16 protein-coding genes and 3 pseudogenes are annotated in these 20855 nt (G+C 69.7%); 11 read left to right on the forward strand and 8 right to left on the reverse strand.

Going from position 1 to position 20855, the window contains the following annotated elements:
* Positions 1-56: 56 nt before the first annotated feature.
* Complete coding sequence (locus tag OG294_RS07530) at positions 57-1493, forward strand: serine hydrolase domain-containing protein (protein ID WP_327065640.1); 1437 nt, start codon at positions 57-59, stop codon at positions 1491-1493.
* On the opposite strand, the gene OG294_RS07535 is transcribed toward OG294_RS07530, so the two are convergent.
* Positions 1481-4813: an ATP-binding protein gene (locus OG294_RS07535; protein ID WP_327065641.1), complete on the reverse strand. Its 3333-nt coding sequence runs from the start codon at positions 4811-4813 to the stop codon at positions 1481-1483. The genes OG294_RS07530 and OG294_RS07535 overlap by 13 nt on opposite strands.
* 385 nt (positions 4814-5198) lie before the next feature.
* On the opposite strand from OG294_RS07535, the gene OG294_RS07540 reads away from it, so the two are divergent.
* Both OG294_RS07540 and OG294_RS07545 read left to right on the forward strand, forming a co-directional pair.
* Positions 5199-6635 carry a hypothetical protein gene (locus OG294_RS07540; RefSeq protein ID WP_327065642.1) on the forward strand — a complete coding sequence of 479 codons (1437 nt, stop codon included), beginning with the start codon at positions 5199-5201 and terminating at the stop codon, positions 6633-6635.
* A gap of 139 nt (positions 6636-6774) precedes the next feature.
* Complete coding sequence (locus OG294_RS07545; RefSeq protein ID WP_327065643.1) at positions 6775-8241, forward strand: NF041680 family putative transposase; 1467 nt, start codon at positions 6775-6777, stop codon at positions 8239-8241.
* A 197-nt stretch (positions 8242-8438) separates the two neighbouring features.
* Here the strand turns inward: OG294_RS07545 and OG294_RS07550 are convergent, their stop codons facing one another.
* Genes OG294_RS07550 through OG294_RS07560 form a run of 3 tightly spaced genes read right to left on the reverse strand, consistent with a single transcriptional unit; the run spans position 8439 to position 10154 of the window.
* On the reverse strand, positions 8439-8672 hold the full coding sequence (locus tag OG294_RS07550) for a hypothetical protein (protein WP_327065644.1): 234 nt from the start codon (positions 8670-8672) through the stop codon (positions 8439-8441).
* Between the two features lie 10 nt (positions 8673-8682).
* Complete coding sequence (locus OG294_RS07555) at positions 8683-9816, reverse strand: WXG100 family type VII secretion target (RefSeq protein ID WP_327065645.1); 1134 nt, start codon at positions 9814-9816, stop codon at positions 8683-8685.
* Positions 9817-9827: 11 nt separating this feature from the next.
* Positions 9828-10154 (reverse strand): WXG100 family type VII secretion target, encoded by a 327-nt coding sequence (locus tag OG294_RS07560; protein WP_327065646.1) that lies wholly within the window; start codon positions 10152-10154, stop codon positions 9828-9830.
* 735 nt (positions 10155-10889) lie between these two features.
* Between OG294_RS07560 and OG294_RS07565 the strand changes: the two genes are divergently transcribed.
* Both OG294_RS07565 and OG294_RS07570 read left to right on the forward strand, forming a co-directional pair.
* The gene (locus OG294_RS07565; RefSeq protein WP_327065647.1) at positions 10890-11480 is read left to right on the forward strand and encodes an isochorismatase family cysteine hydrolase; all 591 of its coding nucleotides are present in this window, start codon (positions 10890-10892) and stop codon (positions 11478-11480) included.
* Positions 11449-11670, forward strand: a pseudogene (locus tag OG294_RS07570) (FAD-dependent oxidoreductase); the annotation flags it as partial. The gene OG294_RS07565 and the pseudogene OG294_RS07570, both read left to right, overlap by 32 nt.
* Before the next feature lie 87 nt (positions 11671-11757).
* Here the strand turns inward: OG294_RS07570 and OG294_RS07575 are convergent.
* A complete protein-coding gene (locus OG294_RS07575) occupies positions 11758-12294 on the reverse strand; it encodes a nucleotidyltransferase family protein (protein ID WP_327065648.1) in 537 nt (178 codons plus the stop codon).
* A gap of 103 nt (positions 12295-12397) precedes the next feature.
* On the reverse strand, positions 12398-13177 hold the full coding sequence (locus OG294_RS07580) for a DUF6159 family protein (protein ID WP_327065649.1): 780 nt from the start codon (positions 13175-13177) through the stop codon (positions 12398-12400).
* A gap of 289 nt (positions 13178-13466) precedes the next feature.
* Here OG294_RS07580 and OG294_RS07585 point away from each other — a divergent pair.
* From OG294_RS07585 to OG294_RS07595, 3 genes and pseudogenes are all read left to right on the forward strand, one after another.
* Positions 13467-13984 (forward strand): annotated as a pseudogene (locus tag OG294_RS07585) (winged helix-turn-helix domain-containing protein); the annotation flags it as partial.
* A gap of 592 nt (positions 13985-14576) precedes the next feature.
* Complete coding sequence (gene ltrA / locus OG294_RS07590; protein WP_327065651.1) at positions 14577-16046, forward strand: group II intron reverse transcriptase/maturase; 1470 nt, start codon at positions 14577-14579, stop codon at positions 16044-16046.
* Positions 16047-16150: 104 nt separating this feature from the next.
* Positions 16151-16705: pseudogene (locus OG294_RS07595) on the forward strand (transposase); the annotation flags it as partial.
* Positions 16706-16757: 52 nt separating this feature from the next.
* Here OG294_RS07595 and OG294_RS07600 read toward each other — a convergent pair.
* Both OG294_RS07600 and OG294_RS07605 read right to left on the reverse strand, forming a co-directional pair.
* Positions 16758-17150: a hypothetical protein gene (locus OG294_RS07600; protein WP_327065653.1), complete on the reverse strand. Its 393-nt coding sequence runs from the start codon at positions 17148-17150 to the stop codon at positions 16758-16760.
* 487 nt (positions 17151-17637) lie between these two features.
* Complete coding sequence (locus tag OG294_RS07605; protein WP_327065654.1) at positions 17638-18051, reverse strand: hypothetical protein; 414 nt, start codon at positions 18049-18051, stop codon at positions 17638-17640.
* Positions 18052-18724: 673 nt separating this feature from the next.
* Here OG294_RS07605 and OG294_RS07610 point away from each other — a divergent pair.
* Genes OG294_RS07610 through OG294_RS07620 form a run of 3 tightly spaced genes read left to right on the forward strand, consistent with a single transcriptional unit; the run spans position 18725 to position 20426 of the window.
* Positions 18725-18916 (forward strand): hypothetical protein, encoded by a 192-nt coding sequence (locus OG294_RS07610; protein WP_327065655.1) that lies wholly within the window; start codon positions 18725-18727, stop codon positions 18914-18916.
* Complete coding sequence (locus OG294_RS07615) at positions 18913-19098, forward strand: helix-turn-helix domain-containing protein (protein ID WP_327065656.1); 186 nt, start codon at positions 18913-18915, stop codon at positions 19096-19098. Before OG294_RS07610 ends, OG294_RS07615 begins: the two co-directional genes overlap by 4 nt.
* Complete coding sequence (locus OG294_RS07620) at positions 19098-20426, forward strand: tyrosine-type recombinase/integrase (RefSeq protein WP_327065657.1); 1329 nt, start codon at positions 19098-19100, stop codon at positions 20424-20426. The genes OG294_RS07615 and OG294_RS07620 overlap by 1 nt, the downstream gene beginning before the upstream one ends.
* Positions 20427-20855 lie beyond the last annotated feature (429 nt).

The raw sequence follows: 20855 nt of genomic DNA on the forward strand, positions 1-20855 counted from the left end.
CGGCGGGCCGGAGGCTGGGTCCGTCCAGCTCACTCGGTCAGCAAAGGAACGGGCCCATGTCGCCAGTCACTTCTCCACTCCCCGCCTCTTCTTCCGCTTCGCCGCACCGGGCGGCGCGGTCGCGCCGCCTGCGGCTGGCGCCGCTCGTGCTGACGGCGTCGGCCCTGACCGTCGGCCTGACCGCCGGTACCGCCTTCCCGGCCGCCCTCCCCACGGCCGCGACCGTGGCGCCCCGCGGCGGGGCCGATCCGCAGCGGGCCGAACTGGTGAGACTGGCACAGCAGTTGGTGGCCGCGGGCGCGCCGGGGGTGGTCGTGCGGGTGGACGACGGCCACAGCCGCCCGGTCGAGATCGCCGAACAGGCTCCCTGGGCGGCGAAGGACCAGCGGCTCGAGGTCGGGGACGAGTTCCGGATGGGTTCCAACACCAAGACCATGATGGCCACGATCGTCCTGCAACTGGTCGCCGAGGGCAGGCTCGCGCTGACCGACCCGGTGGCGAAGTGGCTGCCGGGGCAGGTCCCGAACGGCCAGGCGATCACCCTGCGGATGCTGCTGAACCACACCAGCGGCCTGTTCGACTACACCGAGGACCCGGCCCTGGTGCCGTCGATCCTCGGCAAGGACCCGCACCGGTGGACCTCCGCGGAGCTGCTGGCCATGGGCGTGCAGCACCCGCCGCTGTTCGCCCCGGGCACCCAGTGGTCCTACAGCAACACCGACTACGCCGCCGTCGGCGCCGTCCTGGAGCGGGTCACCGGAACGAGCCTGGCCGACCTGATCCAGGACCGGATCGCCGGGCCGCTCGGCCTGCGGCACACCTACCTCGCCACCGACGGCAGCTGGCACGGCCGGTACGCCCGCGGCTACGAGCCGGACGCGGCCCACATGCCGGCGGCGGTGCCCACCGCGTTCCGGGACGTCGCCGGGGTGCACCACGGCAGCGAGGTGAACGTCTCCGGCAACGACCCGAGTTGGGGCGGCGCCGCCGGGGCGGTGGTGTCCACCGCGCAGGACTGGTCCCGCTTCTACACCGCGCTGATGTCCGGCAGGCTGCTGCCCGCGGCCCAGCTGGCGGAGCTGCGCAGCACCGTCCCGATGGACCCGGACAACCCGGTGCACGGGCCCGGTTCCGGGCTGGGCATCGAGACCGGCACCACCGCCTGCGGCACCATCTGGGCCCACGACGGCGGGATCACCGGCTACTCCAGCGTCAACCTCACGGACGACAGCGGCAGTCGCACCGCCACCGTCCTGGTGCCGACGGAGTTCCTGTTCGAGTTCGGGGCCGACCCCAAGCTCGTCGCCGCCGACCAGGCGCTCCAGACCGCGGTGATCTGCGCCATGTTCGGCAAGCCCGCTCCGGCGGCTCCGACCGCCGCGACCCCGGCCCCGGCCCAGGGCCCAGCCCCGGCTCAGGGCCCAGCCCTGGCTCAGGCCCCGACTCAGGGCCCGGCCCCGACCCCGACTCTGGCCCCGGCTCAGGCGCGCTGACCGGAGCGCCCCGGCTGCTCCACGGGTGCGGTGACGAGCGCGGACAACAGCTCCTTGGCGCCGGTCCGCGTCATCACCGCACCCGTGGCGTGCGCCGCCGCGAACCCGGCGGCGCCCAGCGCCGCCGTCGCCCGCCGGGTGATCGCGCGCACGTCGGGGTCGCCGAGGTCGTCCGACCCCCGCAGGACGTCGGCGACCCCGAGCAGCCGCGCCGCGTCCGCCGGCCGGTCGCGGCTCAGTTCGATGCCGGCGACCACCACCGCGATCCGCCCCGTGACCGCCGAGTTCCAGGTCAGGACCAGGTGCACGGCCGGGTCGTCGAGCCGGCGCACCGCCTCCTCCGGGCGGCCGTCCGCCGCGTCCACCTGGGCCAGCACGGCCAGCAGCAGGGCGGTGAGCTGCGAGGGCACCGGCTGGGCGCCGGGAGCCCCGGCCAGCGCGGCCAGCGCGTGGGTGCGGGCCGCCGCGGGCTCCGCGGCCCGCCACTCCAACGTCGCCCGGCCCAGGCCCACCATGGCCCACGGCTCGGCCGATCCGCTCCCCGCCACCTGCTCGCACAGGCCCGCCAACTGCCGCCGCGCGCCGTCCACGTCCCCGGCCTGGCCGCGCATCAGGGCGGCCTGCACCTCGTTCTCGACCGTGTACTCCTGCATGCCGAGCTCCTCGAAACAGCGGGTGGCCCGCTCGTTCATCGCCAGCGCCGCGGCCAGGTCGCCGGAGCGCCGCCGGATCGACCCGAGGGTGCTCAGTGCCGTCGCCAGGCCCCACCGCTCGCCGAGCTCCTCGAAACCGGCCAGCGCGCGGGTGAGGTGGTCCGTCGCCTCGGTGACGTTCCCGGTGTGCAGGGTCAGCAGGCCCTGGACCAGCAGGCCGAACGGCCGGCCCGAGGGGTCCCGCCGCTCGCCGACCGGCGGAGCCGACGCACCCGGCGAGCCCGGTGCACCCAGCGCACCCGACCCACCCAGCGCACCCGACCCACCCGGCGAGCCCGGCGCACCCGGCGAGCCCGCGGGCGGCTTCGGTCCGCCGATCGCGGCGGCCAGCCGGGCCAGCTCCAGCAGCGGATGGACCCCGGGATCGATCCCCGCCATCGCCTCCTCGATCCGGCCGAAGGCGGCCTCCCGCTCCTGCGGCCGGCCGATCGACTCGGTGCCGACCTCGTGCGTCGCGACCACCAGTGCACGGGCCACCGGATCGACCGGCCCCGGCAGCTCCAGCACCCGGCCGAGCAGGTCCAGCGACTCCGGCGGGTAGCCCCGCATGGACCAGAACCAGCAGAGCGCGGCGGCGAGCCGCACCGCCGTCCCGGCGTCCCCGGAGTCGACCGCCCAGCGCACTGCGGCCGGCAGGCTGTCCCGCTCGGCCGACAGCCGCGCCAGCCAGCGCAGTTGGTCGCGGGTGCGCAGCAGCGGTTCCGCGCGCTCGGCCAGTTCCAGGAAGAACGCGGCGTGCCGTGCGCGAGCGGCCCCGGCCTCCCCGCGCCGGGTGAGCTGCTCCAGCCCGTACTCCCGGATGGTCTCCAGCATCCGGTAGCGCGGCTCGCCCGTGGCGGCGGCCCCGAGCGGGTGCAGCAGCGACTTGTCGACCAGCGCCGCCACCAGCTCCCGCACATCCGCCGCGTAACCGTCCGCCCCGCGGCCGTCCGCCCCGCGACCGTCCCCGCACCGGACGTCGAGCCCGCCGACCGCCTGTGCCGCGTCCTCGGTGAAGCTGCCGGGCACCACCGAGAGCCGTTCCAGCAGCACCCGCTCGTCCGCGTCCATCAGCTCCCAGCTCCAGGCCACCGCACCACGCAGCGTCCGGTGCCGGGGCAGCGCCGTTCGGCTGCCCCGGGTGAGCAGCCGGAACCGGTCGTCCAGCCGGGCCGCGACCACCTCGACCGGCAGGGTGCGCAGCCGGGCCGCGGCCAGTTCGATCGCCAGCGGCAGGCCGTCCAGCCGACGGCAGATCTCGATCGCCGCCGTCAGCGCGTCGCCGACCGGCTCGAAGTCGGGACGGACCGCGAGGGCCCGGTCGCGGAACAGCCGGACAGCCGCGCTGGTGCGGGCCTGCTCGGCCGTCGAGTCCGGGTCGGGCAGACCCAGCGGGAGCACCGGGTGCAGGACCTCGCCCTCGATCCGCAGCGCCTCCCGGCTGGTGGCCAGCACCCGCAGCCGGGGGCACCGGCCCAGCAGGGTCTCGGCCAGTGCCGCGACCGCCTCCACCAGGTGCTCGCAGTTGTCGAGCACCAGCACCAGGTCCTCGCCCGCCAGCACCCCGGCCAACCGGTCCAGGACCTCCTCACCCGCGCCGCCCGGGCCCGACGCGCCCTTGGGCACACCGGCCTCGCGCGCCCGCAGCGCACCGAGCACCGCGCGGGGCAGGTCGTCCGCGGCGACCGGGGCCAGCGCGACGCACCACACCCCGCCGCTCGGGGTGAGCTCGCGCCCGCTCGCGGTGGCCAGCCGGGTCTTGCCGGCCCCGCCGGGCCCCACCAGCGTGACCAGCCGCACCTGCCCGAGCAGCCCGACCACCCGCCGCACGTCGTCCTCGCGGCCCACGAAGCTGGTCAGCGGCGCTTCCAGGTTGCCGGGCAGCCGGGCCCGCCAGGGCTCCGGACGGTCCTGTTGCGACGGCAACTCGCCACGCAGCACCGCGAGATGGGCCGCCTGCAGCTGGGGCCCGGGGTCACTGCCGAAGGTGTCGGCCAGCCGCTCGCGGATCCGCTGGTAGCCGGCCAGCGCCTCGGCGCCCCGGCCGCCGACCGCCAGCGCCCGGACGAGCTGCGCATGCAGCCGCTCGTGCAGCGGGTGATCCGCCGTCAGCGACTCCAGCTCGGCGACGAGTTCGGGGCCCGCTCCCAGCGCGAGGTCCGCCTCGATCCGCTCCTCCAGAGCGGCCAGCCGGGCGCGTTCGAGCCGCTCGGCCGCCGCCTCGGCGAACGGCGCCTCCCGCACGTCCGCCAACGCGGGGCCGCGCCACAGCCCCAGCGCCTCCCGCAGCGCGAGGGCCGCCTCGGCAGGCCGACCCTGCGCGAGCAACTGCCTACCGGAGCCCGCCAGTTGCTCGAACCGAACGACGTCCACCGCAGCCGCCTCGACGGCCAGCCGGTACCCGGCCGGTCCGAGGCCGAGCAGCGCCGGATCCCCCAGCAGGCCCCGCAACCGGGACACCAGGGACTGCAGCGCGTTCACCTGGTCGGCCGGCGGCGCCCCGGCCCACAGCGCCTCGGCCAGCACCTCCGGCCGCACGGCGCGCCCGCCCTCCAGTCCCAACCGGGCCACCAGCGCGCGCAACCGCGCCCCGCCGATCACCAGCGGGCCCGTTCCGGGATCGAGCATCAAGGGTCCGAGCAGGCCGACACGCACCCGCCCACTATCGCAGCACCACCTGCGCCACCGTCCGCGCACCCCGGGGCGCGCGCCCTTCCCCGCCTGAAAAAGCACCGCTGACCTGCGCCGTCCCACATGGTGTCAGGCGCTGACAGCAAGCCCCCCGGCTCCGCTACAGTGACCCGCATGACCCCGCTCGTGAGCCGCCGCCATGTCGACCATGGCCGTGCCACCACGACCGGCTGTCGCCGCGTCAACTGACGCGGCCCCCTGTAACTCCCACCTCCGCCCCGGCCTGCGCCGGGGCGTCCGAGGGCCGCCACCGCTCGTCCTCCCCGGCGGCCCCGCCCGTGCGCCCGGCCGCCGTCCCGCCGCAACCTGGAACAGGACTCCCATGCGCCTGCGCACCCCGAAACCCGCCGCCGCACTCGCCCTCGCCAGCCTGCTCTGGACCAGCACGGCCGGCGTCTCCCTCGCCGCACCGGGCTTCGGCCCGCTGCCCCCGCAGAACCCGGCCACCGCCCCGAACGGCACGGCCACCATGCACGGAGACAGCGCCTCCAGCGACACCACGCCCTATCCCGGGCCCGGCAGCGGCGCCGTCTCCTGGAACCGGACGGCACTCGCCTCCGCCTGCCCCACCGTGGTGATCGGCGCCGACGGCCTGCCGGTCGCGCTCTGCACCACGATCTTCGGGCAGACCCCCACCGTCCACCTGCTCGACCCGCACTCCGGCGCGGACCTGGCCTCGCTCGCGCTCCCCAAGGGCAGCCTCTTCGGCGGCGTCTACGCCTACCTGGACGCCACCGGGGCACTGGTCGCGGTGGACGGCAACGACAACCTGCTGCGGATCGGGCACCACCACGGCACGAGCGGCTGGTCCCTGACCGTGGACCAGTCCACCTCGCTGGCCGGTGCGATCCCGGCAGGCGACAACGTGGTGGGCCTGAGCCCGGGTTGGGACGGCCGGGTGTGGTTCGCCACCTCCGGCGGCGTGATCGGCACGGTGGACACCGGCACCGGGACCGTGCGCACCATCAGCACCGGCGAAGGCGTCGGCAACAGCATCTCCACCGTGCCGGGCCACACCGCCGTCGCCACCGACCACGCGCTCTACCTCCTCTCCGAGGCACCCGACGGCACCCCGGTGATCGACTGGCGGGCCCCCTACGACCGCGGCCCCGGCCGCAAGCCCGGCCAGCTGAGCTGGGGAACCGGCGCGACCCCGAGCTTCTTCGGCCCCGGCGACGGCACCGAGTACGTGACCATCACCGACAACGCCGCCCCGCACGAGAACCTGCTGGTCTACCGGGTGGCGGACGGCCCGACCCCGGTCTGCAGCACGCCGGTGCTCACCCAGTACCCGGCCAGCGGGACGGAGGACGCGGTGATCGCCTCCGGCAGCTCGGTCTTCGTCACCAACACCTACGGCTACCCGTACCCGGCGCTGCCCGCCGGCGCCCCCGCCAGCGTGCCCTCCTCGGCGGACTTCGACGGCGGGCTGAGCCGGGTGGACCTGGACGCCGACGGCCACGGCTGCCACCCGGTGTGGAACAGCGACGTCAAGTCGGCCGCGCTGCCCCGCCTTTCGCTCGCCGACGGGAAGATCTACACCCTCACCGTCAGCGGCCCGACCGGCATCCTCGGCAGCAACACCTTCGCCCGCTACTCCTACGCCACGCTCGACCCGGCGACCGGCACCCAGCTGAGCTCCTCCCCCATCGGACTCGGCCTGCTCTACAACCCCCTCCAGATGACCGGCACCACCGGCCCCGACGGCACCCTCTACCAGGGCACCGAGACCGGCATCCTGCGCTTCACCCGCAGCTAGCTTGATCTTTAAGCAATCGTCTCGAACGAGCCGTCGAACTTGTTCACTCGTATCGGTATCTGCCGTACGCGGAAGCGGCCTTCGCCTGATCATGTGCTCCGACCAAGGAACACACACGATCAGTACGAAGGCCGTGGAGATGAGTCTGCTGCACGACGGCGTCCGGCGGGATACATTCGCTGAACTGTCACGCTTCCGGGGTGAGTTCTACTCCTGTTTGACTCGGCGGGCGGACGCCCTGTTCGAGCTGGCCGACGCGGTGCTGTGCGCCGACGGTCCGGTCCGGTCGCTGGTGGAACTCTCCCTGGTGGGCGAGCACCGGCGAGGCCACGGCGGGCTCTACGACGCCCTGGCCCACGGGCGCCTCGATGCCGACCGGCTGCGAAGGGCGCTGGCGGCCGTGCCACTGCCCCGCGCCGCTGACGGCCGACTTGTGCTGGCCGTCGACATCACCTGCTGGCTGCGGCCCGATGCCCACACGTCACCGCAGCGGATCCTGTGCCACACCTACGGGCGGGGCAAGGACCAGCACATCCCCGTCCCGGGCTGGCCCTACTCGGTCATCACCGCGCTGGAACCAGGCCGCAGCTCGTGGACCGCGCCGCTGGACGCGGTGCGGCTGGCGCCGGGTGACGACGCTGCCGCGGTCACCGCACGACAACTGCGCGACCTGGTCGAGCGCCTCGTCACGGCAGGGCAGTGGAAGGCCGGAGACCCGGACCTGCTCGTCGTCGCGGATGCCGGCTACGACGCGCCCCGCCTGGCCTTCCTCCTGAAGGACCTGCCCGTGCAGGTCCTGGCCCGGATGCGCTCCGACCGCGTCCTGCGCAGAGCATGCCCACCGCGACTGCCCGGCACGATGGGCCGACCGCCCCGCCACGGCGGCGAGTTCGTCTTCGGCCAGCCCGACACCTGGGGCATCCCCGATGCGGCGACCGTCACCGAGACCCGCCTCTACGGCACCGCCACCGCCCGCTCCTGGGACCGACTGCACCCCAAACTGACCCACCGGTCCTCCTGGACCGCCGAGACCGGCACCCTGCCGGTCATCGAAGGCACCGTGATCCGCCTGGAGGTCGACCACCTGCCCAGCGGAGCCATCCCCAAGCCGGTCTGGTTGTGGTGGTCCGGCACCGACGCCACCCCCGCGGACGTCGACCGCCTCTGGCAGGCGTTCCTCCGACGCTTCGACATCGAGCACACCTTCCGCCTCTTCAAGCAGACCCTGGGCTGGACCCGCCCGAAGATCCGCACCCCCGAAGCAGCCGACCGCTGGACCTGGCTGATCCTGGCCGCCTACACCCAACTCCGCCTCGCCCGCCCCCTCGCAGCCGACCTCCGCCGCCCCTGGGAGAAACCCGCACCACCCGAACGCCTGACCCCCGCTCGCGTTCGACGAGGATTCCGGCACCTCCGTCCGAACGCCGCCAGCCCGGCCAGTGCACCGAAACCCAGCCACCCTGGCCCCGGACGACCTCCCGGCCGCAAGAACACCCACCCAACCCCACGCCACGACGTCCACACAGCCCACAAGACAGGCTCAACGAAGGCGCCAGCGAAGAAACCGAAGAAGTCCAGCGCCCCTCGCCCACGCCGCACAGGTTAAAGATCAAGCTAGGCCGTGTCTCACAATTCGCGTCGGATCAGCGCGCGGTGTTGGGCGCCCGGCTGGGCGTGCCGGCGAAGCGTCCTCGTACTGGGTCGTACTTGGATGATTCGCCGGTGCGTCCAGGCGGGATGCGACATCAGCAGCTGACGCTGCGGGCCGGCGTCGCGCTCCTGACGGGAATTGTGAGACACGGCCTAAGCGGCCCAGAAGCCGCCCACCGCCATCAGCAGGCCCACCAGCAGCACCACCAGGCCGGCCGGCGAACCGGCCGAACTGCCGCCCGCGTCCTTGCCCTTGCGGATCAGCCCCGCGCCGAAGATCGCGAGAACCACCCCGAAGCCGCCGACGGTCATCCACACGTCCGCCATGACGCCTTCGAGGTGCGGGCCGTTGTGCACCACCGTCGCGAGGTCCCACTTGTCCGGCACTGGTGCTCTCCTACTTCCCCTGGGCCAGGTTCTGGGCATCGGTCTCGATGCCCGAGCCGGCCGAGTATATGGCGGCATTCAGACCGGTGCCGAAGCCCTGCTCCAACGCGGCGTCCCGGAGCTTGGCCTTGTCGCTGCGGTTCTTGCCACCGAGCATCCCCTCCTTGGTGGCCATGTCGGCGAACTCCTTGTTGCTCGCATTGCCGACCGAGCCGGTGATGGCGTTGGTGACCGCGTCCTGCCAGAGCGTGCTGCCGCTCGATCCGTTCTGCAGGTCCTGGCTGAACCCGCCGACGATGTTGCCCAGCCCGCCGTTGACCGCGTTGCCCATCCGCCCCTCGCCGGTGAGGATGTTGCCCACCGTGCCGCTCAGCTTGAGCTCCTCGGCCGCCGAGGCCCCGCCCGCGACGAACAGTGACGTGCCGGCCGCGGCCCGGCGGGCGTTGGTGAAGTCCGTACCGTAGGTGATCGGCTGCCCGCTGAGCGCCTGCTGGCCCACCGCGCTGCCGTAGTCGGCGGCCAGGTTGGTGGCGAAGTTCTTCAGGAAGTTCTTGCCGAACTTCCCGCCGAACTCGGCCGCCGCGGTGAGGAACTTCTCGATGGTGGCGGCCATCTCCTCGGACAGGTCGAAGAACTTCTTCAGCAGTTCGGTGACCTTCTCGGCCGCCGCGGTGAAGAGCTTGACCAGGTCGAGGATCTTGGCGGCCTTGGCGGCCACCGCGGTGTTGGCCACCAGGTCCGAGACGAACCCGGTGAACAGCGACAGCGCGGCCCCCGCCACCTCCATCTCGGCGATCTGGGTGGCGATGTCGATGATCGACTCGTTGATCGAGTCGATCTGATCGGCGTAGTCGCGCAGCCCCTTGGCGATCTCGTGGAAGTGCTTCGCGATGTCCTCGAAGGCCTTCTTCTGGTCGCCCCAGTGCGACAGGAACGCGTCGTACGCCGGCCCCGACCAGTCACCCGGACCCATCGAGTGGATGGTGGTGTCGATCGCCTGCGAGACCCCGCTGATCTCGTTGCCCATGGTGTCCCAGGCACCGGCCACCGTGCGCAGCTTGTCCCCGTCACCACCGGGCAGTTCGATCCCCAGGGCCTGCAGGATGTCCATGACCTTGCCGTCGATCCAGCCGTTGACACTCATCGCCCGCCCCCTCAGACGCTCTTGCCGACACTGTCGGCGTTGTCCTTGACCGCCTTGTCGGTCGCCTGATAAGCCGCCGCACTCGTCTGCAGCCGGCTGTTGTTGGCGTCCAACACCTGGGTGAGCTGGTTGAGTGCCTTGGAGGTGCTGTTGAACAGCTGCAGGTACTGCGAGAGCGCCCCGTCACAAGCCCCGAGCAGCCCGAACGCCTGCCCGACATCACCGGCAGTCGTCTCGAACGACGCCACCTGCCCGCCCAACGTCTGCGACTCGGTACCGAACTTGCCACCGAGCGCCGTCAGAGTCGTTGGATGTACCTGAAATTGTCCGTTCACCATGCCGCGTTCCCCGTTCCTGAGCCATCTGCTGTGCGCACAGCATCATTGCAGGCAGCCCCGACCCCCTGTTGAGCAGATGGAGGGTAAAGCCCCACCCCTCCCCCTCCCCCCCCACACGCCGCACCCAGCCATACGGCCCCAGCCCCCGCCCGAACGCACCGTTTCGCTGCCGGACCTCTTCAAACCCTTCCCACCCCACCACAACCCACCCCTCCCCCGGCCGTCCCACCCTCTCACCCTCGCGATGGCGGGCAACACGCACAGCAAGCGGTCGCCCACCTCATGCACGTCACCGGTGATGTGGCTTTCGCTGCTGCTGGAGGCAGAGCAGGGCATCGACGTGCTCGCGTTCTCGGGGACCTTCTTCGCCCAGTCGAACCCGCGGATCGCCACGATGCCGGCTCAGCTCGCGGCATCCGGAGTGAAGGTCCGCCCGTGCTTCGGCGACCCCCACGGCCGCGCTGTAGCGGTCCGCGGGCCAGACCCTGCGGGCGTACTGCCACCAGACCCAGCTCCTCGTCGAGGACGGCAGGACCCCACCACGCCCGAGGGCTACGGCTGGCGGTTCCTGCGGGCGGCGTACTCTCGCCCCACCACGGCCCCGCCCGGGAGACCGCTCAGCACGTCCTGATGCGCGAGGCCGTCGTGGAGAGCAGCGGCCCGGCCGCCCGCATGCGTGCCGCTCAGGACGCGCTGCGGGACTCCGCCGGCCGACCGTGAAGGGAGCGGGGCGGGATGGACATCCGAGCGGCGCTGATCGTCGTCGACATGCAGAACGGCTTCCTCAACCACCACACCCGGCACCTGGTGCCCGTGGTGGCGGACCTGGTCGACCGGTGGTCCGCGACCGGACGCCCGGTCGTGTTCACCCGCTACCTCAACCACCAGGGCAGCCAGTTCGAGCGCCTCATCCACTGGACCCGCCTGCGCGAGGCCCCCGAGACGGACCTCGTACCCGAACTCCAGGACCGCGCCCGCCGAGCGGCCGCGGTCATCGACAAGCCGGCCTACACCTGCTTCACGCCCCGAACCACCGCTCTGGCCACCGCCGAAGGCTGGAGCGACCTCGTCTTCTGCGGCATCGCCACCGACAGCTGCGTCCTCAAGTCGGCAGCCGACGCCTTCGAGCGCGAGTTCACCCCCTGGATCGTCACCGACGCCTGCGCCAGCGACGCCGGCCCCCAGGTCCACGACGCCGGACTCGTCGTCGCCCGCCGCTTCATCGGCGCCGGCCAGCTCCTCACCACCGCCCAGCTCTTCGCCCGGCTCACCGAGCCCGCCCTGGACCAGGACCATGACCGCGACACCTCCACCGCCCAGCAGTGATCTGATCATCATCGGCGGCGGCCCCGCTGGCTGCGCAGCTGCCGTGATGGCAGCCAGCGTCGGCCTGCGCTCCGTGCTGATCGAGCCCGTCTCCCTCTGTCACACCCTGCGCCGCATCCCCGCGATCAACAACGTCCTCGGCGGCCACACCACCGGCCCAGCCCTGGCCGACGCCGTCACCACCGACGTCGCCGCGCACGCCAGGTCTTGAGTGCGGACCGGCCGCCTGAGCGACCACTCCGCCCTGACACCGACCGCCACCTGACCGGCGTCGGACCTACCGCCGACCGGACGGCTCCACCCACGGCAGCTTCGTCAGCTGCGGCCACTCCCGCATCCACCGCTCCGCCTTGGCGTCGTACACCGCCTGGGGAGCAACGGTCAGCGGGTTGGGCCGCAGCACGAGGTTGAACAAGTCCCTGAATCCGTGGGTGCAGTGCACCGTCAGCTTGCCGCCGCTGTCCAGGCTCAGCCCCACGCAGCAGCTCGTCGCCGCGAAGGAGCTGATGGCATCGGCCAGGTCGCGGTACGGGGCGATCTCGTTGCCCCACTCCTTCGGATACCACAGGTGCACCCGGGCCTGGTTGCGCGGCTCAAGCTCCACACCGAGCCCGTCGACCGCAGCCAAGCACCGCTTGATCACCACGTCCTCCGCCTCCCACGAGGTGTCCTCGTCGAAGAAGAACAGGTCATGATCACGAATCCCGGCCGTCAGATCCTCCCGGCCGGCCGCCACGCTCCACACCGTCTGGAACAGCGAACCCGCCGTCAAGAACCAGGGCGGCAGGTCCAGGGCGGCCAGACGCCCCAGCACAGCCCGCACCGACGGGCATGGATGGCATTCTCGACAGGCGCAGGGTCAGAAGCTCTGCGATCTCCTGGACGGAAGGCGTGAGCAGAAGGGGCTGTCGCGGCGGCTACGCGGTCGTCGACGACGCCAGCGTGTTGCTTCCGTCGTGGTAGAGCATCGTGCGGAAGATTCCGGAGATGGTCACGGCCAGCGTCACGGCGAGTGCCATCCATGCGGCTGCGCCGGCCAGGGCGGCGAGGGCGAGCACCTGGTTGTCCGACTCGACGCCGAGGACGACCACCACTGCGGCTGGCAGCAGAGCGAGGAAGACGGGCAGGTAGATCCAGATCGTCCCCCGGATCTGCTGACCGCCGCTGTGCCGCAGCAGCTTGCCTGTCTGCTGAAGCGCCGCCAGGACTCCGAGACCGTCGATCGTCATGGCCGGAAGTACCAGATAGCTCAGCAAGCCCACGGCGATCCCGAAGACCTTCTCCAGGAGCAGCCCCACCACCGGCACCCGGTCCAGCAACGAGCCGACAGCCGCGAGCAGGCTGCCGAGTACCGCCCAGGCCAGGAGCGCCGGCAGCCGCCGGACGGCCCGCGCGCAACCTGCCGCTATCGAGACCGGCTGCCCGCGCAGGGCGTCGTCCGCGGCGCAGATCAGGACGGCGCTGAGGAAGGTCGCCAGGCAGACCACCAGCACGATCCCGGCGACACCCAGAGCGGCGGAACCGCCACTGGCCCCGAGCCTCAACTCCAGGAGCACCAAAGCCCCTACCAGCAGCGCGAGTCCGGTGCCCGCTACGGCGGGAAGAAGCAGCAGCCGCTTGTGCTCGCGCATGATCTTGAGCGAAGCCCTGACTGGCCTTGCTGTACTCACGAGGTCCTCTCGATCCAATTCGATCAAAGCGTCATGATGCGGGCCCGCCACCGGCCGACAGGCGCGCCTGGGGCCTCTCCAGCCCGGACTCGGCGCTCCGAATCGGACGCCGTCCCCTCAGCGCCTTCTTCACAGTCCGTGGGCTGCGCCCCTCCGCTCGGCGACGCGGTCGCCGGGCGACTGCGGCAGGTCCTCGATAAGCAGCGGCCCCGGGTAGAGGGCCGCGCTACTGAACTTGAATGCGTGATGTCGCTCGGTTGGGTGAAGCAGTAGCGTTCGCCTGCCGGCGGAGGGACAGTCCCGGTAGTCGTGTGCTGTGAGGTATGCACAGGGCGGTGGTTTGACCGACGCGCAGAGGGCCGCGCGGGAGCGGATCCGGCAGCAGGCCGTGGAACGCTTCGAGGGCGGCGAGAAGAACAGGGACATCGCGGCCGTACTGCGGGTGAGCGTGCGTTCGGTGGAGCGCTGGCGCCGGCAGTGGCGCGAGGGCGGTGCGGCAGGTGTGGCTTCGAAGGGATCGCCCGGTCGTCCGAAGCTTTCCGACGCCCAGATCGTGCGACTGGAAAGGGAGTTGGAGCGCGGGCCGCTGGCCCACGGCTGGGAGGACCAGCGGTGGACCCTGGCACGGGTGAAGACGTTGATCGGCCGGCTGTTCCACGTCTCCTACACCGTGGAGGGCACGTGGGTCCTGCTCAGGCGGCACGGCTGGTCCTGGCAGCAGCCGGCCCGCCGGGCGATCGAACGCGACGATGCGGCGGTGGAGTTGTGGAAGAAGGAGACGTGGCCGCGGGTAAAAGCGCCGCGGCGGCCCGCGGTGCCTGGCTTGTCTTCGAGTTGCGCCGTGAGGCGCTGTGATTCGTGTGGAGGTGAGAGACCTTCACCGCCGACCTGTCGTAGCAGGGAGGTGGAGCTGAGGGCAGCCTGATCCGGGTGATGCCGGGGAGGGCGGGAGCGGCCCTGACAAAGCCGGGACGTGCCAGTACTGCCAGATGGTGCGGGTCCGGCGAGCGGGATGGAGAGGAGTACGCGAGGAACCGGCGTCTTTACGTCTCTTAACCAATACACCGGCTCGAACCTGACGGATCTGGGCCGGAGGCGGTGCGCACTCGCTGTCCTGTGGCAGTGAGGAACTCCTTGACCGGTATTTCGAAGCCGTTCGGGAGGCCACGAGGAAGGTCTACGGCGTACTCGTGGCGATGCCGCAGGGACACAGTCGGGCTCCTACTCCAACGAGCGAATCGCAGTGAACACGGGAACCACCCGTTCTCAACTCCCCGGTCGTGCACGGCCAGTGCCCGGTTGGGGATAGGCACATCGACTGCCGAATGGTCCGGGTGGGGCGGAGCCGCCGTAGTACTCCGAGCCGGGGAGAGCCCGCGCACATGGGGAAGGGCGGCAGCGGTATCGAGAAGGGAAGGAGACTGCAATGCCGAAAGACGCACCGCTGAACAGCGGCGCTCCGCTGGAGGCGGACCCGGTGGGTCCACGCCAGCGGGTATCGGAGATGCAGGCCAAGCTTCACCGTTGGGCGGCGGCCGATCCCGGCCGCCGGTTCGATGATCTGTTCAACCTCGTGCACGACCCGGCGACGCTGATCGCGGCGTTCGACCGGGTCGCCGGCAATCGGGGAGCCCGCACTCCCGGCGTGGACGGCCTGACGGCCGCCGACGTCGAGGAGCGATTCGGGGTCCCCGGGTTCCTGGACGACCTTCGGGCCCAGCTCAGGCAGGGCTCGTTCCGGCCGCTACCGGTACGGGAACGCAAGATCCCCAAGCCGGGCGGGGCGGGGAAGGTGCGGCGGTTGGGGATTCCCGTGATCGCCGACCGGGTCGTCCAGGCCGCGCTGAAGCTGGTGCTGGAGCCGATCTTCGAGGCCGACTTCAAGCCGGTCTCTTACGGGTTCCGACCCAAGCGGCGGGCCCAGGACGCGATTGCCGAGATCCACTTCTACGGCACCCACGGCTATCGGTGGGTGCTGGACGCGGACATCGCGGCGTGCTTCGACGAGATCGACCACGTCGCGCTGATGGACCGGGTCCGGAGCCGGGTCAAGGACAAACGGGTACTGGCGTTGGTGAAGGCGTTCCTGAAGTCCGGTCTCCTTACAGAGCTCGGGGAACAGCAGGAGACCTTCACCGGCACACCGCAAGGGGGCATCATCTCCCCGCTCCTGGCGAACATCGCCCTGTCGATGCTCGATGAGCACCTGCACCGGGCATGGGAACCGGACGGGGAACTGTCCACCAGCTCTCGGCGCGAGAAGCGGAGCGCCAAGGGCCTGCCCTCGTGGCGGCTGGTCCGCTACGCGGACGACTTCGTCGTCCTGGTCAAAGGGGCCAGGCAGGACACCGAGGCACTGCGCGGGGAGATCGCCCAGGTTCTCGCACCCATGGGGTTGCGGCTCTCGGAAGCCAAGACCCAACTGGTGCACCTGAGCGAGGGGTTCGACTTCCTGGGGTTCCACATCCAGTGGCGCCGCAAGCGCGGAACGGACAAGTGGTACGTCTACACCTTCATCGCCGACCGGCCTCTGCGGTCGGTGAAGGCGAAGATCCGTGCCCTCACCCACAGAACGTCGCAGCAGGACCTGGCCGTGGTGCTGATCAATCTGAACAGGGTCACCCACGGATGGGCCAACTACTTCAGGCATGCCGTTGCGAAGCACACCTTCAGCAACCTGGACAACCTCGTCTGGTGGCGGGTCATCCGGCTGCTGCAAGAGCGGCATCACTGGAACTGGTCGGACGTCCGCAGACGGCTCACCACCCCCACCGGGCGGTGGCTGCCGATTAGCGCGGGCGAGATCGAGTTGCGGAAGATCAGCGCGATCCCGGTCACCCGGTATCGCTACCGCGGCAACACGATCCCCAACCCCTGGGTCACTGGGACCACCTGACGGCAGAGACCGTGGAGAGCCCGTTGCGTCGAGAGACGCACGGCGGGTTCGGCGAGAGGTCCGGGGAAACGGACCGGGAGCAATCCCGGCACCGCGCCCCGGGCCTACTCAGCGACGAAGCCGGGCAGTCGATGAGGCCGCCGCGCGCCAGGACCTGGGGCAGGCTCGGGTGCACCCCCGTCGTGCGGGTGCGGGGCAGGGGTGCCGGCCGGGTCTCCATGGCGGGGCTGAGCTGCTACAAGCCCGGCAGGCGCTCGCGGATGTTCTACAGCTTCCACGTCTACCACGGTCGCAAGGGCGAGAAGAAGGGCCTGACCTGGCAGGACTACCGGGACCTGCTGATCCGCGCACACATCCAGCTCGGCGGCCCGATCGTGCTCGTGCGGGACAACCTCCGTGCCCACCTGATGCCGCCGATGCAGGAGTTCATCCAGGCCAGCAAGGACTGGCTGACCGTCTTCCAACACCCCTCCTACGCACCGGACCTCAACCCACAGGAGGGCATCTGGTCGCTGGTCAAGCGCACCATCGGCAACCTCGCCGCCGCCGACCTCGACCAGCTCGCCCGAGCCGTCAGACGCAGCTTGAAGAAGATCCAGTACCGGCCTCACCTCATCGACGCCTACCTCGCCACCACTGGCCTGATCATGGACGGCTGATCACCCTCAGACCGACATCACGAATTCAAGTTCAGGTAGCGGAATCACGTGGTCACCGGGACTTTGGATGGGCCCTGTATTCGGAGTGCTCTCCGACTACTCCGAATACAAATTCTGTACGCTGCCTGGAACGAACCTGATCGCCATTGAATAGCAAGTAGTGACGCGGTCTTTTGAGTATACATTCGGCGATTTTTAAGATTTCGGCGATAGCCTGCCCCTCGCCCGGTCCACAGCTTCCGAGAAGCGATTCGAGCTCGCCCTGGATGCGCGGAATATGGAGTCTATTGAAAATAGTGTCGTCATAGATATCCACGGTTCCCAGGAATGGCAGATCTCGTTCGCTGGCGAGGCGGCAGAGCGAGCCGATGGCGGGGCTCATGAACTCGGAGACGACATCTCCAGTGAAGAATCTGACTAGTACACTTAGTGCCACTGTGCTCATGCTCCTAACTATTGTCGGTCAAGAAGTTATTGTGGAACTCCAGGATGCACCGTAATAACAGATCCCCAGGTGTCCTGGATCACTGTGTATGTTTTAGTAGGGAGGCCGGTCTCGACATCCGCGCCGATAGTATCCGGAGCGGTCACGATGCGCGACCAGTTGCCATTGTCCTGCCTGGTCGGCTCTGTAGAGTTTGAGTCCTCGGCAGTTTGCAGAGGTCCACATTGTCATTGAAAAGGCCCTTTGATGATCGGCGCGTACACCGCCGGGCATGTGCTTGCTGCGAACGTAGGACTCGCTCACATTGTCGAGCTCGGCTCCAGCGCAGGAGTTGTGTACCAGTACCGATGTGTTGCCGGCGAGGACAGAGTACGTGCGGGGCAATGCGTGATCGGCCCGCCAGCTTCACTGGCGGGCCGATCACGCATCTAGCTTCCCGTTCTTTGGACCTTGCCGCACAGCTCCCGAACGATGATGGAATTACTTCCTATGATGCACCGTGCTGCGCTTCCAGTCGCTCACATATTGCATCCAGTTCCGCATCGTCTAGCTCAGGCACGACCCACTCATGCGAGGCCATGTGATCCAGGAATTCTTTGGGCAATACTACATGATAGGTCCTCGCATAGTAAACCAGATCGCTCGGCCAAATCCATACACCGTCCGTCAAAGTTGAATATTGACAAATATTCTTTCTCTGACTATTCAGCAAATCGTCCGACCAGCTGGCGGAAGCCAACACGGTCACCCCCCGCTCCAAGTAGTCCACCGCCATCGACTCCTGCGGCATCTCAGTAGACCTGGCTGCGGCGGAGACGTCTGCCGCCGATCCATAGAAACCGACTTCCCTCAGGCCTACATCACCAGCCATTAATTTTCTCCCGCTCGGAACGTCTTCCATGCCCCACCAGTATATGGCGGCCCCAATGGGGCGCCATCGGCGCCGATTGCCATCCGACCATTGCGGTAGACATACAGGTATCCAGTTAGAGCCATCACATCCACTCCCATTTTATTCGCCAGGTCCTGAGCGAATGTCCCAGAGGAAGAGCCGGCCTGACATGAGCAAAGCCTTATCGGACCGCCATTATAGGTCGAGTCGTTTTTGATCATCCGAGCAAGTGTCCGGTGGTCGATAAGCCCTGTGCCACCCTCGGCTGCATTAAAGGAGGGAGCCACGCCATTTGGAGCCCCGTGGATCCAAACATCATGGAACCCCGGCTCGGCTTTAGTCTTTGGTATCAAAGAGTTGAGCTGGTCGCCCTCGTCCAGGAAATTAGTCGACCCACAGTTATGGACCAGGAGCGGCGTGGTCCCTGCCAGCACATAGTACGTGTGCTACGCGACCCCTCCCTACCTGCTTTCTCGCAGGTCAACGGTAATTTGACGGTCCGTCGGCGTCCGTAGATGTGCGCCGAGGTCCGTGGTTGTTGCCGTCACTACTGCCGTCAGAGGTGTAGACCAGTTGTGCTGTCGCCGGCTGCGCGCGTGATCCTACTGCCAAGCTCCGGGCTCGGCACGGACGATGGTGTGGGTGGTCTGCCGGGCGGCGCGTCGGCACGGACACGACCCTGGTGATCTCGCACTGGCAGTACACCGGAAGCGGCCTCCTGCCCGAACTCGCGCACCTCGCCGACCTCCTGGCCGCCGCACCGAAGCCCCGACCCGAGCAAGCAGCCCGCCCCCGGCAGGCGCAACGCCCCGGTGACCGGACCGGCCACTCCGCCGACCCGCTGACCGCCGCCCCGGCGGAGGTGACCGAGTGACCGCCGACGCCGAGCTCCTGACCGTCCCCGAGGTCATGGCGCGCCTGAAGATCAGCCGCTCCACCGTCTACGACCTCATCCGCACCCGACAGCTCGCCTCCATCACCATCGGCCGCGCCCGCCGCATCCCCACCCACGCCCTGACCACCCTCGTCCACCACCAACTCGAACAGGCAGCCTGATGACCACCCCCGACACCAGCACCAGCTCTCGCAGGGTCCGCGCCAACGGCGACGGCACCGTCTACCAGCGCAAGGACGGCCGCTGGGAAGCCGCCGGATACGTCCTAGCCCCCGGCAACACCAGCAAGCGCGTCAGCGTCTACGGCGCCACTCGCAAGGACGCCCTCGCCAAGCTCACAGAGAAGATCGCGGCTAGCAACCGCGGCGTCCCCGTCGTCACTGCCCAGGGCAGCCTGGCCGCCTACCTGACGTACTGGCTGGAGAACGTCGCCGTCCACCAGCTCCGGGAGACCACCCACACCCGCTACACCGCCGTCGTCGCCCAGTACCTCATCCCGGGCCTCGGTCAGAAGAAGATCGCCAAGCTCGCCGCCAAGGACGTCCGGACGTGGCTCAACGAGCTGCGAAGCGTCTGCCAATGCTGCGCACGCGGCATCGACGCCCGCCGCAAGTCCGACGCCCCAGCCGGCCGCCGCCCGCGCTGCTGCGCCATCGGCAAGTGCTGCCGCAAGTACCTCTCCCCGCTGACGCTCGCCTACATCCACTCCGTGCTGAAGTCAGCACTGGAGCACGCCGTCCGCGAGGAAGAGATCCCACGCAACGTCGCCCGCAACGTCCGCACCGGCACACCCCGACCCCGCCGCTTCAACCCCCTCACGACCCACGAGGCCCGCACCTTCCTCGCCTTCGCACAGAGCCACCGCCTCCACGCCCTGTTCGAACTCGCCCTGCGCACCGGACTCCGCAAGGGCGAACTCCTCGGCCTGTGCTGGGAAGACCTCGACCTCGACAACGGCACCGCCAGCATCCGCCGCACCCTCCAGCGCACCGGGACAGGCGGCCTCACCACCCTGCCGACCAAGACCATCAGCTCGGAACGCCGCATCGCCCTCCCGGCCGCCTGCGTCGCCTCGTTCCACGAGCACCGTGACCGACAAGCCGCCGAGAAGCAGCAAGCCGGCGCCGGGTGGGTGGACAACGGCCTCGTCTTCACCCGCCAGGACGGTCACCCCATCGAACCCTCCACCCTCACGCGGCACTTCAACGCGCTGCTTCGGTGCTCCCGCCTGCGGGCGATCCGGTTCCACGACCTGCGGCACTCGACCGCGATGCTCCTCCTGGAACAGGGCGTCGAACTCGTCGTCATCAAGGAACTCCTCGGTCACGCCCACATCGGCGTCACCGCGACGGTGTACGCCCACGTCCGCCTCCGCCTCCAGCGCGACGCCATCGACCTCCTCGGCCGCACCCTCGGCAAGCCGTTCGAGGCCGCCATCAACCCCGACGACAGCGACGATCCGCCGCTTTGTGCAGCACCCGTCCGCTGACGTTGCCGTCAACTACTGCCGTCACCTCACGCAGAAGCCCCGCCAGGAGGTCATCTGGCGGGGCTCCCATTTGTTTGTTTTACGATGGTTCTGAGTAATTCATTTGCCCCAGCAAAACGAAGGACCAAGAACCCATTCGGGCGGAATCAACGCTATTCGACCGGAGCAATTCGCGCCGCACTTGACTGCCGGAAATAGGCGATGGATATCCGCCGTGCACCCCGACATTCCGGGTATACCCTTAGGCTGGCATTTGACATCCGTCAGCGTTCTACCGCCCTGTCCAAGCGAGGCTTTGCGGTAGCACGCCTCCTTCCCATAGCCGGTCGAGCCTAGCGAAGAGCTTGTGCAAGCTCATATCGAATTCCTCCCACGCTACCGGATCCAACTCCCGCCAGGGATCAGAGATGATCAACCCGGGCGGCAGAG

It is taken from the genome of Kitasatospora sp. NBC_01302 (genome assembly GCF_035976515.1).
GTDB lineage: Bacteria > Actinomycetota > Actinomycetes > Streptomycetales > Streptomycetaceae > Kitasatospora.